Below are 12,564 nucleotides of genomic sequence, written 5' to 3'. Positions count from 1 at the left end.
GGCAGTGTGCCGCTGCCCCGCGCCACCGCTCGGCCGGTGGCGTCGAACAGCAGGGCCTTGGTGTCAACCGCGTTGCCTTCTCCCTCCGGGGAGCGGTCGGCGGCGGCCCGCCACGGGGCCGCTCCCGCACAGCTGACGGACGACGAGGTCGCGTAGCTGAGCGCCCTCGGCTGACCATGGACCTCGGTACCACCAGCGCCTCGGGGCCACTGGGTCCAGGAAGCGTCGCCTACGGGGAAAGGGACGCTACTTCTTCGTTCCGGAGTCCGTGTGCAGACGGCTGCGGATGGCCTCTGCGGCCTCAAGTGCCGCGGCTCGAAAGCGGGGTGAGAGCGCGAAGAAGCTGAGATAGCCGTGGACGAGGTCGGCTTCGCGGTGCAGGACCACCTCCGTGCCCGCCTGCCGTAGCTTCTCCGCGTAACGCTCGCCCTCATCGCGGAGCGGGTCGAATCCGCCGGTGGCGATGTAGGCAGGCGCGATCGGCGCGTCCACCTCACCCAGAAGGGGGGAAAGGCGCGGATCGGAACGGTCGGCTGCTTGGGCGTACTGGTCCTGGAACCAGTCGATTTCGCGGTCGGTGAGCAGAAATCCTTCGCCGAACAGATCCCGCGAAGGATGGCGCCCGGTGAAGTCGGTGGCGGGGTAGAACAGGAACTGGTGTGAGGGGCGCGGGCCTTCCCGGCGGGCGGCGAGCTGGGCGAGTACGGCCGCGAGGTGAGCGCCGGCGCTGTCGCCCCCGACGGCGATGCGCGCCCGGTCGGCCCCCAGGGCATCGGCCTGTCGGTGAGCGTGCTCGAACGCGGCCAGCGCGTCGTCGAGGGCGGCCGGGAAGGGATGTTCCGGGGCCAGACGGTACTCGACCGACATGATCTTCACCTGCGCGTGGTGCGCGAGGAAGGACACAAGGGAGTCGTAGGAGGTCCGGCTGCCGATGACCCACCCTCCGCCGTGGAGGAACACCAGCAAGGGGGCCGGCGTACTGAGGTGGCTCGGCGTGTGGAGCGTCGCGTGGAGGTCGCCACCGGTGGTGTCGATGGCGAGGTCTTCGCTGATGACGTCTTCGAAGCGGGGTCCCTCCAGCGCGTGCCGGCCGCTCTCGAGGGCTGCGCGGGACTCCTCTGGCGAATCGTTGACGACGAGTGAGACGCCGCTGCGCCGGCTCATCCCGGCCAACAGCTGGGCGTCGAGGGCGAGTGTCTGACCGTCGAGGCGGACAGCAGGGCCTGCTATGCGTCTCTTGACGGTCTCGGGGAGCCGGAACACGAGCCGCATGACGGTCTTCTGGATCCGCGCCGGGAGGGTGGGGCCGCTCGCATCGGTTCGGGGTGGGGGCATTTGCGTAACCTCGGGTTCTTGCTGCGGTGACAGTGCTACGGCATCTGCGGGGCGGTGCGTGCCCGTGCCTGGGGGGTGGGGAGGCTGCGCAGGGCGAGCATGCCGCCGATTCCGGGTATCACGGCGAGTGCGACGGCCGCGGTGGTGCGCTGTGCCTCCTGGCGGGGGACGACGAGGGCGACGAGGATGCCGGCGGCCGCCGCGGTCAGGACCATGGACGTGATGAGCCAGGCACTGCCGAGGACGCCCATGACGGCTGCTGTGGCCATGCCGAGAACCGGCACGGCCAGCCCGAGAGTGGCGTAGCGGCGGCAGATGCGGTGGAGCAACTGGGCGGTGGTCGCGGAGGGTGCTTCGGCTGCGGATTCCTGCGTTGCCTTGCGCACCGCGGGCGGGAACATGCTCGCGGCCACGGTCACCGGCCCGATGGCGATGATGGCGGCCAGGACGTGCAGGACGAGGAGGGCTCTACTCATGGAAGTGCCTTTGACGTGACGAGGTGCGGTCGGTGCGGTTGGAGCGGTCGGTGCGCAAGGCTCGACGGCTGCATGGGTCGCCGGCCGGCACGGATGCGGGGTGCTCATCGGCCGGTACTGCTGTGACGGCCGGTGCTGGAGGCGGGGCCCGGGGCCGGCCGGCGTGAACTGGTCAGGTCGGTGGCGAAGTCCCACAGGGCGGCGCCGAGTTGGCGGGAGTGCAGCTGGGGAGACGCCTTTGCGGGCCGTGTGCGGGTGTAGTAGGTGCCCGCCAGGGTGCCGGTGCTCGAGGCGAGGTGCACCAGGCGGGCGCCGCCCTGGTCCGGGGTGTCGGTGAAGGGACGTGCCAGCGCCTTCATGACGGCACCGCGCTTGCCCAGGGAGCGGCCGAAGTCGGAGGCGATGATGCCGGGGTGGAAGTCGCCGACATCGATGCCGCGGTGGCGGCGGCCGTATTCACGCAGGAGGATTCCGGCTGCCAGCTTGGAGCGGGCGTAGGCGCGGTGCCCGGACACTCCCGGGCGGCCGCGGGCCAGGTCCTCGAGAGAGTGCAGTCCGATGACGGCGTTCTTGTGGGAGCGGGAGTTGGTGACCAGGATGCGCCCGCCCCACAGGTGCTCAGCGAGCAGCAGCATCAGCAGCCACGGGCTGAGCACGTTGACCTGGAAGGTGGCGTCGATGCCGTCGGCGGTGTGCCGGTCCGGCATGACGGCACCGGCGTTGGCGGCCAGCACGTCGATGTGGTGCGTGGCACGCGTGAGCTCGTCGGCCAGGCGGTGAACGTCCGCCAATTCCTCGAAGTCGGCCGTGTACCAGGGGGCGTCGAGGGCCTCGGCCACCTGCCGGGTGCGCCGTTCGTCGCGCCCCACCAGATGGACGAGGGCGCCTTGCGCGCGCAGGCGGACCGCGGCGTGCGCTCCGATCCCGGAACTGGCGCCGGTCAGGACAACGGTCTTGCCTCGCAGGTTCACGCCGCACACCCCGTCCGCGCGCTGCTGACGGTGGCAGCCCCCGTGCGGCCCGCCCACCACGGCGGATCGCCCAGCGCGCAGATCGCCGCATCCTGTCCCGTCACGGCGCGGGATCCCGATGACAGGCCGTCGCCGGCCGCGCCTTCCCCGACGCTCAGGCCGGTCGTGGTCGTGTCCCACGCTTCGGCCCGGCGGACCAGTCCCGTCGCCTGACGGCCGCGGGCCGGAGCCTGGCCGACGACCTGGTACTCCAGGCCCCTGTCGGCTCCGGCGACGAGCAGTCGCATGACCCCACACACCTCCACATCGGTTGGACTTGGCGAACCTCTCGCTGCCTGAGCAGGCACAGGTCCTGCGCCTCGTCGGCAAGGCGCTTCCCTCTCAGTTTCAGCTCAGTTTCAGCCTGGCTGAAACTTGGGGCATGACTGTGCATGGCGAAAGAGGAGGGATGGGCCGCCATCCGCGCCCGGCGGCTTCCTTCATGTTGAGACCAAGAATGAGTTACAGTCAAGCTGAAACTTCTTCTGTCCTGGTGGATCCAAGGTCTGACGATGACGAACCACACCCCGAGAGCGGAGGCCGGCCCCGTGCCGCCGACCAGCCCTGCCTTTCTCCTGGCGGCGCTGGGACGACACATCCGCGACGACGTCGAGCGATCACTGAAGCCCACCGGGTACACGCTGCGCCACCTGGCGGCTCTGGGGCACCTCCAGCGCGAGCCGGGGATCTCCTACAGTGAACTCGCCCGCCGAGCCGGAGTGACCGCCCAGAGCGCACAGGCCACCGTCCGGCAGCTCGAGCAGCGCGGAGCCGTCGAACGCAGGAGCTTCCCCGGCCGCGGCCACACCGCGGAGCTCCACATCACCGACAAGGGGTACGACCTGCTTGATGCAGGCAAACGCGCCTATGCGTCAGCGGACAAAGACCTGAACCAAGTCCTCGGTAGCGAGCAAATCACCGTTCTGACCCGCTTCTTGCTGACCGCGCTCTCCGCGCACCAGCCAGGCTCGTAGCCCACGGTCCGGGGAGCGACCGACCCGCATCGCTGCCTCACGCCAGACAGCTCTCGACCGCAGCGGCGGCGCCGGTGAAGACCCCCTTTGGGCGACGCTGCCGTGGTCTGACGGTCCCGGATCCGCCGACGCGGGCGAAGGTGCCCCGGGTGTTATTCAATGAGGTGTGCGGTCAGGAATCCGAGGACCCTGTCGCACGGGTTCTGGCCGGGCCCCGGCGCCGTGCCGGGGTTGGCGAGCGAGCCGAGAGAGTCGCATGGACGCCACACCCTCACCCTCGTCTTCGTCGCCGTTCGACATGGTCAGCAGCGCCTTGGGGCAGTACATCCCGCGCGGCGCAGCGGCGGAGGCCGCCGGTTCTGCCGTCTCGCAGGGCGACCGCGCCGCCCGCCAGCACGTACCCGCCAACCCGGCGCCCGGCCGTCAGGAGCAGATTCTCGGCGCGGTCAACCTGGACGGGGATCTGAGGATCACCCGCTGCAACCTGGACGCCCCCGTCTTCGCGGGGCTGGACGCCGTGACCGGGTGCTCTTTCGTCGATCTTCTGCCTCCCGGGGACGTACCGACGGTCACACGGCGGTTGCGGCAGGTCCTCGAGACCGGTGAGCCGCACGTCGCCCGGGTGCAGCGCCTTCGGCGCGGCGACGGGTCAGAGCTGGTGGTCTCGATGAGCATCCTGGCCGCCGCGGCGCCCCAGGAGGGCCTGACCGTCACCCTGATCGCCATGGCCAGGAGGCTGCACCTGTACGCCGCCGAGACCGCGATCGGCACCTCGCTGGACATCGGCGAGACCGCCCAGTCGCTGGCGGAGTCTCTGCTGGCCTGGGGAGACGTGGCCGCCATCGACCTCGACTTCGCCGTGTGGACGGGCGAGGGGGTCGCCGGACAGCAGCACGGGCGCGTCCGGCTGCGGCGGGCGGCCCTGGTGCCGGACCGGGTGTGGCCGGACGGCTACGTGACTCCGGGCGACGATCTTCCGGGTGATGCGAGTCGCCTGCTGTCGCTGGCGATACGGCGGGACGACGCGGCTCAGGCCATCGTCATCCCCGACCGGGAGGCGATCGAGCGGGTACTCGGCAGTCCGCGGCTGGTGCGTGCCCTGGTGCCCGGTGACGGGGCGGCGGCCGTGGCGTGCATACCGCTGGTCCTGGACGGCACGCCGCCCGTCGTTCTCGGGGTGGCGGAGGTCTGGCGGAGGGCGGACCGCCCCTTCGGCGACAGCGAGCTGCTCGACCTCCAGGAACTGGTGGCCCGGACCTCTCATCACGTCGACCTGGCCCGTCAGCACCAGCGCGAGCACACGCAGGTACTGGCGTTGCAGCGCCGGCTGCTGCCACGGACCGGCGGCGACACCATCGAGACCGCCAGCGTCTACCAGCCCGCCACCCCCGACAGCGCGGGCGTCGGCGGTGACTGGGTGAACAGCTTTCCGCTGCCGGACGGCCGTACCGCGCTGGTGGTCGGTGACGTCGTCGGTCACGGCCTGGGCGCCGCCGCGACCATGGGACAGCTGAGCATGGAGGCCCGTGCGCTGCTGTCCGCGGGGCTGGCGCCCGACGAGGTGCTGGAGCACCTGGACGAGACCGTGACGCTGCTGGACGACGCGGATTCCGGGCTGGCGGCCGGCTACAGCGCCCTCGGATCGACCTGCTGCATCGCCGTTTACGACCCGGTCAGCCACCGCGTGGCGCTGTCCAGCGCCGGCCACCTCCCCCCGGTCCTGGTGCCCCCGGACGGGCCCGCCGCCCCGCTCGCAGTCCACCCCCACCCCGGCCTGGGCACCGAGTTCGCGCTGCGGGAGCCGTTCGACGTGCAGGCGTTCGCCGCTCCCCCGGGCTCACTGCTCGCCCTCTACACCGACGGCCTGGTGGAGGATCCCTCCGTATCGATCGACGAGGGCATCGGCAGGCTGGCGGACGCCGTGTCCGCGGTGCACCCCTGGGACGCCCTGCCGCAGGCCGCGCGGGGCCTGGTCTCCGCACTGGCGCCCGTGCGCCGGCGCGACGACGTGACCCTGCTGGTCGCGCGCATGATCGGCTACCGCAAGGGGGACACCGCGACCTGGCGTCTGCCCGCCCGCGACGACGCGGCCGCCCGGGCCCGCACAATGGTCTCCGCGCTGCTGAGGCGATGGCAGACCAGAGCCGACACCCTGGACAAGGTGGTGCTGGTGGTCGACGAGCTGGTCGCCAACGCGGTCCGCTTCGCCGGCGGCCCCCTCACGGTACGGCTGATCAGGACGGGTCACGGGCTGCTGTGCGAGGTGGGCGACACCGGCAACGGCAGGCCGCGGCTGGGCCGCAGCGAGCTCCTCGACGACAGTGGTCGTGGCTTGCAGGTCGTGCACAGACTCACCACCCGGTGGGGGGTGCGGTGGACGGAGACCGGCAAAGTGGTCTGGGCGGCATTCGGGACGTGACGCGGTCGCCGACGGATCGGGCGGCGTGCGCTTGTCAGGCGGCGCCACCGGCGTACGGGCGGCACACCGGTGGCAGGGGCGGCACAGCCGGTGGCACCGGCGGCCTAACCGGTGGCAGGGCGGCACAGCCGGTGGCACGGACGGCCTAACCGGTGGTACCGGTGGCAGGGGCGGCACAGCCGGTGGCAGGGGCGGCACAGCCGGTGGCACCGGCGGCCTAACCGGTGGTAGGGGCGGCACAGCCGGTGGCACGGGCGGCCTAACCGGTGGTACGGGTGGCCCGCCCCCTGACATGGTCGGCCCGCCCCCTGGTGCGGGTGGCGCGAGCTCGCACTACAGCCACTCCCCCTGGAGGGCCGTGGCCGTGAGGCCCGGGGCCGCCGCGTACAGGACGGCGCGGTCGCCCGGTTTCTGCCCGGCGTCGTGCGCCCTCCGCAGGATGTCGAACACGGCGGCGCCTCCGCGGTTGCCGCTGGTGTAGCTGTCCCGGCTGTGGTCCAGCAGCCCCGAAGGCCACCCGTCGGGCATCGTCTGCTCCATGTACTCCAGCACCCGCGTCCCGCCGGGGTGCGCGAGCAGCACGTCGGGGTGCCAGGAGTCGGGGTCGTCCTGGTAGCGGTGGTGCAGCCACTCCCACATCGCGGTGACCGTCTGCTGTACGGCGCGCGGCCCGCGCCGGTCCATCACGAAGTGGGTGCCGTCCGCCCGTGTCTCCAGGCGGTGCAGGTCCTGGGTGCCGGGCAGAGTGTGGTGCCAGGCGGCGTCCAGCCGCAGCACCGACTCGGGCCTCGGGCGGCCCGTGACCACGGCGGCGACCGCGGTGTCCGCGAACAGCAGCCGGACGATCAGGGACTCCAGGGTGTCGTCCGAGGGCTGGTAGGTCGTGCTCAGCGCCTCCGCGATCACGACCAGGACCACCCGGTCGGGGTCCGCGGCCACGAGATCCGCCGCCAGCGCCAGGGAGCGGGTCCCGGCGATGCAGGCCCACTGCGTGGCCGGCAGCAGCATCACGTCGTTGCGAAGCGGGAGTTGGTTGGCCAGGGCGACGTCCAGCCCCGGCAGCGCCGGAGTGGTCGAGTGGCTGGTGATCAGGCAGTCGACGTCTGCGGCGTCCAGCCCGGCGATCTGCAGGGCCCCGCGTGCCGCGCGCTCCCCGTAGGACTGCACGGCCGCCCAGGCCGGCGCGGTGCGCTCCTGGACGGTCTGCGGCGCGGGTATCGCCTCGAGTGCGGCGATCACGCGGTCCACGTCCTGCTCGGTGAACCCGTCGCGGACCAGCGCCTCTCGGGCCGGCCCGACGCCGGCGGTCCGCAGGCCGCTCCCGTCGCCGGGCGCGACGGCGGTCTCCAGCGGCAGCATCCACCCGCGGGTCTCGATGCCCGTGCTGGCCGCGATGCCTTCGATCCGCGGCGCCCACGCAGCGTCCGGGTGCCGGCCGCTCACTTCCGCCACGATTTGACTGGTTTCCACGGCGTGCTCGCCGTGTATCACGGCAGGAGGGCAGAGGTAAGCGGCCATAATCGGCACCTTTCTAAGGGGATTGAGAGGGATCGAGGTAGAACACCACGAGTGCTGTGTCATGGATCACTTCGGCACTTCGCATCCAAGTCGATGCCGGTTCGCTCCACTTCGGGTGCCGACATCCGCGTCGAGCATGGACGCTAAATGGACATTTCCGCTGTGATGCACGCAACTTAGACAGCCGTCGGAGTGCGTGACCTGACACACACTCCGAGGAGGTTCCGCCGGCCGCGGCAGGCGGCGGAGCGCTGTCAGTGGCGGGTGGCAGCATCGGGCGTATGACGGACACCACGGCATTCGACTGGCGGTCATTCCTGCTCAGGTGGAGCGGGGAGTGGGCGGATTCCCTGCCGGACGACGAGACGCGGGGCGAGGACGACGAGACAGCCCGGCGGGCGCGGTGGCTGGGGTTCCCGCCCGCGTCCGGCGAGCGCATCGCAGCCATGGAAGAGCGCCTCGGCCGGCGGATGCCCCCGTCGTTACGGGAGTTCCTCAAGGTCAGCGACGGGTGGCGGCACGCGGGCGAGTTCGTGTGGCTGCTGGCGGGGACCGAGGACGCGCACTGGCACAACAACGAGTCGGAACTCGCGGACCTGTTCGAGGAGTACCTGGACGAGCACGCCGGGCCCGAGGAGCGGCGGGAGGCGGACATCTGGCGGCGCGGGCTGCAACTCGACGTCGAGTCCGACGTCACCCACGTCCTCATGGATCCCGAGGACGTGGACGAGGACGGGGAGTGGGCTGTCTACACATGGGCGAGCTGGCGGGCCGAGCCACCCGAGCGGCACGCCAACTTCCTCGAGTTCATGCGGGACATGTACCGGGAGTTCCACGGCCTGCGCGCGCGAGGCAGTGACGAGGAGCCGGTGTTCGTCAACGACACGACGGAACAGCTGGACTCCCTCGTGCGGGAGGCCCGGCTGGAGGCGCTGCGCGGCGGCTGGGAGCAGGCAGGGAAGGCGCTGGACGAGGCCAAGGAGTACGGCAGACCGCGGGCCGCCGGGCTGGGCGACCAGATACGCCGCCTGCTCGGACAGACCTACATGGTGTATTTCGAGGACGTGGTGACGGACCCGCGGTACGCGCCCGATCTCCTGCCGCCGCTGGTCGCCGAGCACGCGGCGCACTCGTACCGGGACGACTCCACGCTGATGTTCCATCTGCGGGGCGCCGGCGAGGACGTGGTGTCACTGGCTCACACGACGCTGGATCAGGTGCGGAACGGCACGTACCGGTACACGGCGGCGGGGCCGTTCGGGGAAGCGGTCGAGCGGGCGCGGGAGTTGGCGCGGTGGGGAGACACCGACGGGGCGTGGCGGACGCTGAGAAACGCTGTGCCCCTGTGGGAGCCGCTGGGACCGGACCACCTGGCGCCGCTCGGGTGGGTCGCCGACCCCGTGCTCGGGCCCCTGCTGACCCCGGAGCGGGGCCGCGAGCTGCTGTCCACGCCGAGGGGCGGGCAGGCGGGTGAGGCGCCGAGTCCGGCGGCCGGGCTCGACCCGGGCGGCCTGGCGTGGCTCGCGGAGCCGGACCCGGGCAACAACCGCACGTCGTACCGGTTCGTCCTGGTGGAGGGGGTGGAGCCGGAGGAGCTGCCCGGGCGTCTCGCGGACGGGGACGGCACCGTGCTGAACGAACCCATGACCTTCTGGGAGGCGCGCGACAGATCGCTGCGCGACCGAGGCGAGTTCTCGTCCTACGACGACAGGGCCCTCATGGCGGTCGGCCGGGCCGGCACCGGCTGGAGCTTCGCCTTCGACGGCGACCCCGCCCCGTTCCACCGGCAGCGGTTCGTCTCGCCGGCCGAGGCTGCCAGCGCGGGCGCCCGCGCGGTGGTGGTGTGGAGCGGCTTGAGGACATGGCGTGGGGAGCCGTTCTTCCACCTTTCGGTAGCGCGGGACGGCACCGAGCAGTACGCGTTCACGTACGCGGACGGCGAGGTCCGGTCAAGCGGGGAGATACCCCGTGCGCTCGATCCGAGCCGGTTCTTCGGTGACGTGGAGGACGGCGCCGGGGCGGAACGGTCGTTGCTGGAAGCGGTGGCCGGGGAGTTCCGCGCCCGTCTGCCGCGTCATGCCCTCGTTGACGGGCGGCTGCACACGTTCGTCACCCGTTCATGGACGCGGCCGCCCGGGGACGGAGAGACGTACGCGGTGATCCGTATGCACCGTGGAGCCCCACGCCCGGCTGGCGGTGAGCGGCCCGGAGACGACGGGCCGCACTGACGGCGTCGGCTGTCACGGTCAGGAACGGGCTCCGGGACCTGCCGGATGACCGGTGGGCTCGGCGTTCTCGGTGGCGGCCCAGGAGGACAGGAGTCGCAGGGCGTCGTGCTCGGGTGTGCCCGGGGCGGCGCTGTAAGCGGTGAGGGTCAGGCCGGGCTGGGCGGGCAGTTCCATGGCGTCGAAGTCGAAGGTGAGGACGCCGACGGCCGGGTGGCGGAAGGATTTCCGGCCGGTGTGGTGCAGGCGCACGTTGTGCTTGGCCCAGGCGGTGCGGAACTCCTCGCTGCGGGTGACGAGTTCGCCGATGAGTCCGGTCAGGTCACGGTCGTGGGGTGCCCGTCCCGCCTCGGTGCGCAGCAGGGCGACGGTGGTGTTCACCGACTGATCCCAGTCGGGAAAGAAGTCGCGGCCGTCGGGATCGAGGAACTGGAAGCGGGCGATGTTCGCCGTCGCAGTGGCGGGGTCGGGAAAGAGCGGGGAGTACAGGGCGCGGCCGAGGCGGTTGGCGGCGAGGATGTCCAGGCGGCCGTTGCGGATGAAGGCCGGGGAGTCGGTCATGGAGTGCAGGACGCGCAGGACGCTGTCGGGAAGTGGGCCGCGGGTCCGTTCGCGCCGGGTGGGGCGTTTGGCGGCGGCCCGGGCCAGGTCGTGGAGGTGGGCGCGTTCGGCGTCGTCGAGTTGGAGGGCGTTCCCGACGGCGTCGAGGACTTCCTCCGAGGCACCCGCGAGGCGGCCGCGCTCCAGCCGGATGTAGTAGTCGATGCTGACGCCGGCGAGCATGGCGACCTCTTCGCGGCGCAGGCCCGGCACACGCCGGTTGCCGCCGTAGGCGGGCAGGCCGGCCTGCTGGGGGGTGATCCTGGCGCGGCGGGAGGCCAGGAACTCGCGGATGTCGCCCTCGGTACTCACGCGGTCCAGGCTAGGGGGGACGGCGCAGGTGTGGGGGGTCCTGTCAGTACCGGTAACGACAGACCCTTCTCCAGCCCATCGGCCTTCGGTTTCCTCGGTGGTGAAGCGGTCGGCAAGACCCCCGACGTCCGAGAGAGACACCATGGAATTCGTCAGGCAGCAGGACACCGTCAAGGCCCCCGCGGACTGGTTCACCGGCGACGTCTGGTTCGACGTGATCCACGCGGGAAAGGAGCCGTCCCGGATGCGTGCCAACCTGGTCCGCTTCTCCCCCGGCGCCCGTACCCACTGGCACTCCCACGTGCTGGGCCAGACCCTGCACGTCGTCTCCGGCACCGCCCTGATCGGCACCCGTGACGGCACGGTCTTCGAAGCGCACCCGGGCGAGACGGTCACCTGCCCTCCGAACGAGGAGCACTGGCACGGCGCCACCCCCGGTCGCTTCATGGAGCACATCGCCATGTGGGAGGGCAAGGGCGACGGCAGCGAGGAAACCACCTGGAACGAGCCGGTCACCGACGAGCAGTACAACCGCCCCCGCAGCCGCTGATCACACAGCAGTAAGGACTTTCGATGACCGACCAGCCCCGGCAGATCGGCGGCGGACGCCGCACGATCGGCGACGTCGCTCCGAAGCTCGCCGAACTGACCGACGACGTCCTGTTCGAGGACGTGTGGAACCGCACCCAACTGGCCGCCCGCGACCGCAGCCTGATCACCGTGGCCGTCCTCCTCGCGGGCGGCGACACCGACCAGCTGCGCTTCCACCTCGGACGAGCCAAGGAGAACGGCGTCACCGAGACCGAGCTCATCGAGGCCATCACCCACCTCGCCTTCTACGCCGGCTGGCCCAAGGCCATGACGGCGATCACGGTCGCGAAGCAGGTCTTCTCGGACTGAGCGAACGGAAGGGACACTGTCACCATGCGAGTCGAAGGAATGGTGCGCTCATGAGCCGCATCCTGGTGACCGGTTCCGCGGACGGCCTGGGACACGCCGCAGCCGATGCGCTGCTGTCCGCCGGACACGACGTCGTGGTGCACGCCCGGAACCGGCAGCGCGCGGCGGACCTCGACACGCTGGTCACCCGTGGGGCCGAGCTCGTGGTGGGCGACTTCACGGAACGTGACGCCGTCCGGCGTATCGCCGGGGAGCTGAACGACGCGAAGCCGCTCGACGCCGTCATCCACAACGCCGGTGTGTGGAGCGGACCGGCGGTCATGCCGGTCAACATCATCGCGCCCTACCTGCTCACGGCCCTGCTGCGCGGCCCGCGCCGACTGGTGTACCTCAGCAGCGGCTCGCATTTCGGCGGGCGTCCCTCGCTCGACGGGGTCGACTGGAGGGGCAGGAGCGAAGGCTCGTACGCCGACAGCAAACTGTTCGTCACGACGCTCGCCGCCGCGGTGGCTCGCCTGCGCCCGGAGGTGTTGAGCAATGCGGTCGATCCGGGCTGGGTGCCCACGAGGATGGGCGGACCGGGCGCACCGGACGATCTGGAGCTCGGCCATCGGACACAGGAGTGGCTCGCCTCCAGCGACGAGCCCCAGGCCCTGACCACCGGCGGCTACTGGTACCACCGCGAGCAACTGCGACCGCACCGCGCCGTCCACGACGAGGCGTTCCAGGACCGCCTCCTGCGGACGCTGGCCGAGGAAACGGGCACCGCGCTCTGAGCGGTCAGGAGCATCGGCC

The 12,564-nt window shown here is 71.4% G+C and carries 12 protein-coding genes; 6 read left to right on the top strand and 6 right to left on the bottom strand.

All coding sequences use genetic code 11. The annotated features are described in order from the left end of the window. Positions 1-246 precede the first annotated feature (246 nt). The 4 genes from ABFX81_RS03200 to ABFX81_RS03185 all read right to left on the bottom strand — a co-directional run bounded on the left by ABFX81_RS03200 (position 247) and on the right by ABFX81_RS03185 (position 3,069). On the bottom strand, positions 247-1,164 hold the full coding sequence (locus ABFX81_RS03200) for an alpha/beta hydrolase fold domain-containing protein (protein WP_346137597.1): 918 nt from the start codon (positions 1,162-1,164) through the stop codon (positions 247-249). A gap of 206 nt (positions 1,165-1,370) precedes the next feature. Beyond that, positions 1,371-1,811, bottom strand: coding sequence for a hypothetical protein (locus tag ABFX81_RS03195; protein WP_346137596.1), 441 nt, complete (start codon positions 1,809-1,811; stop codon positions 1,371-1,373). 104 nt (positions 1,812-1,915) lie between these two features. After that, positions 1,916-2,782, bottom strand: coding sequence for an SDR family NAD(P)-dependent oxidoreductase (locus ABFX81_RS03190; RefSeq protein WP_346137595.1), 867 nt, complete (start codon positions 2,780-2,782; stop codon positions 1,916-1,918). Then, entirely contained in the window at positions 2,779-3,069 is a 291-nt protein-coding gene (locus tag ABFX81_RS03185) for an NAD(P)-dependent oxidoreductase (protein WP_346137594.1), read from the bottom strand. Before ABFX81_RS03185 ends, ABFX81_RS03190 begins: the two co-directional genes overlap by 4 nt. 264 nt (positions 3,070-3,333) lie before the next feature. Here ABFX81_RS03185 and ABFX81_RS03180 point away from each other — a divergent pair, with 264 nt between their 5' ends. Both ABFX81_RS03180 and ABFX81_RS03175 read left to right on the top strand, forming a co-directional pair. Further along, positions 3,334-3,795: a MarR family transcriptional regulator gene (locus ABFX81_RS03180; protein ID WP_086854161.1), complete on the top strand. Its 462-nt coding sequence runs from the start codon at positions 3,334-3,336 to the stop codon at positions 3,793-3,795. Positions 3,796-4,051: 256 nt separating this feature from the next. Then, on the top strand, positions 4,052-6,214 hold the full coding sequence (locus tag ABFX81_RS03175) for an ATP-binding SpoIIE family protein phosphatase (RefSeq protein WP_346137593.1): 2,163 nt from the start codon (positions 4,052-4,054) through the stop codon (positions 6,212-6,214). A 333-nt stretch (positions 6,215-6,547) separates the two neighbouring features. Here the strand turns inward: ABFX81_RS03175 and ABFX81_RS03170 are convergent, their stop codons facing one another. Continuing rightward, positions 6,548-7,732: a beta-ketoacyl-[acyl-carrier-protein] synthase family protein gene (locus tag ABFX81_RS03170; RefSeq protein WP_346137592.1), complete on the bottom strand. Its 1,185-nt coding sequence runs from the start codon at positions 7,730-7,732 to the stop codon at positions 6,548-6,550. Positions 7,733-8,013: 281 nt separating this feature from the next. On the opposite strand from ABFX81_RS03170, the gene ABFX81_RS03165 reads away from it, so the two are divergent. Further along, positions 8,014-9,960, top strand: coding sequence for an SMI1/KNR4 family protein (locus ABFX81_RS03165; RefSeq protein ID WP_346137591.1), 1,947 nt, complete (start codon positions 8,014-8,016; stop codon positions 9,958-9,960). 18 nt (positions 9,961-9,978) lie between these two features. On the opposite strand, the gene ABFX81_RS03160 is transcribed toward ABFX81_RS03165, so the two are convergent. Then, positions 9,979-10,869, bottom strand: coding sequence for an MmyB family transcriptional regulator (locus tag ABFX81_RS03160; protein ID WP_086855450.1), 891 nt, complete (start codon positions 10,867-10,869; stop codon positions 9,979-9,981). A gap of 142 nt (positions 10,870-11,011) precedes the next feature. On the opposite strand from ABFX81_RS03160, the gene ABFX81_RS03155 reads away from it, so the two are divergent. From ABFX81_RS03155 to ABFX81_RS03145, 3 genes are read left to right on the top strand one after another with little or no spacing between them, the layout of a single operon-like run. Further along, positions 11,012-11,419, top strand: a complete 408-nt coding sequence (locus ABFX81_RS03155; RefSeq protein ID WP_086855451.1) for a (R)-mandelonitrile lyase — start codon at positions 11,012-11,014, stop codon at positions 11,417-11,419. Positions 11,420-11,442: 23 nt separating this feature from the next. Beyond that, positions 11,443-11,769: a carboxymuconolactone decarboxylase family protein gene (locus ABFX81_RS03150; RefSeq protein ID WP_086855452.1), complete on the top strand. Its 327-nt coding sequence runs from the start codon at positions 11,443-11,445 to the stop codon at positions 11,767-11,769. Positions 11,770-11,819: 50 nt separating this feature from the next. Next, positions 11,820-12,545: an SDR family NAD(P)-dependent oxidoreductase gene (locus tag ABFX81_RS03145; protein WP_346137590.1), complete on the top strand. Its 726-nt coding sequence runs from the start codon at positions 11,820-11,822 to the stop codon at positions 12,543-12,545. Positions 12,546-12,564: the final 19 nt, after the last annotated feature.

Origin of the sequence: Streptomyces coeruleofuscus (genome assembly GCF_039532725.1) — a bacterium.
In the GTDB taxonomy this organism is placed as follows: domain Bacteria; phylum Actinomycetota; class Actinomycetes; order Streptomycetales; family Streptomycetaceae; genus Streptomyces; species Streptomyces coeruleofuscus.
Note: the sequence above shows the minus strand (reverse complement) of the source record. Positions and strands in the feature narration are given on the sequence as shown.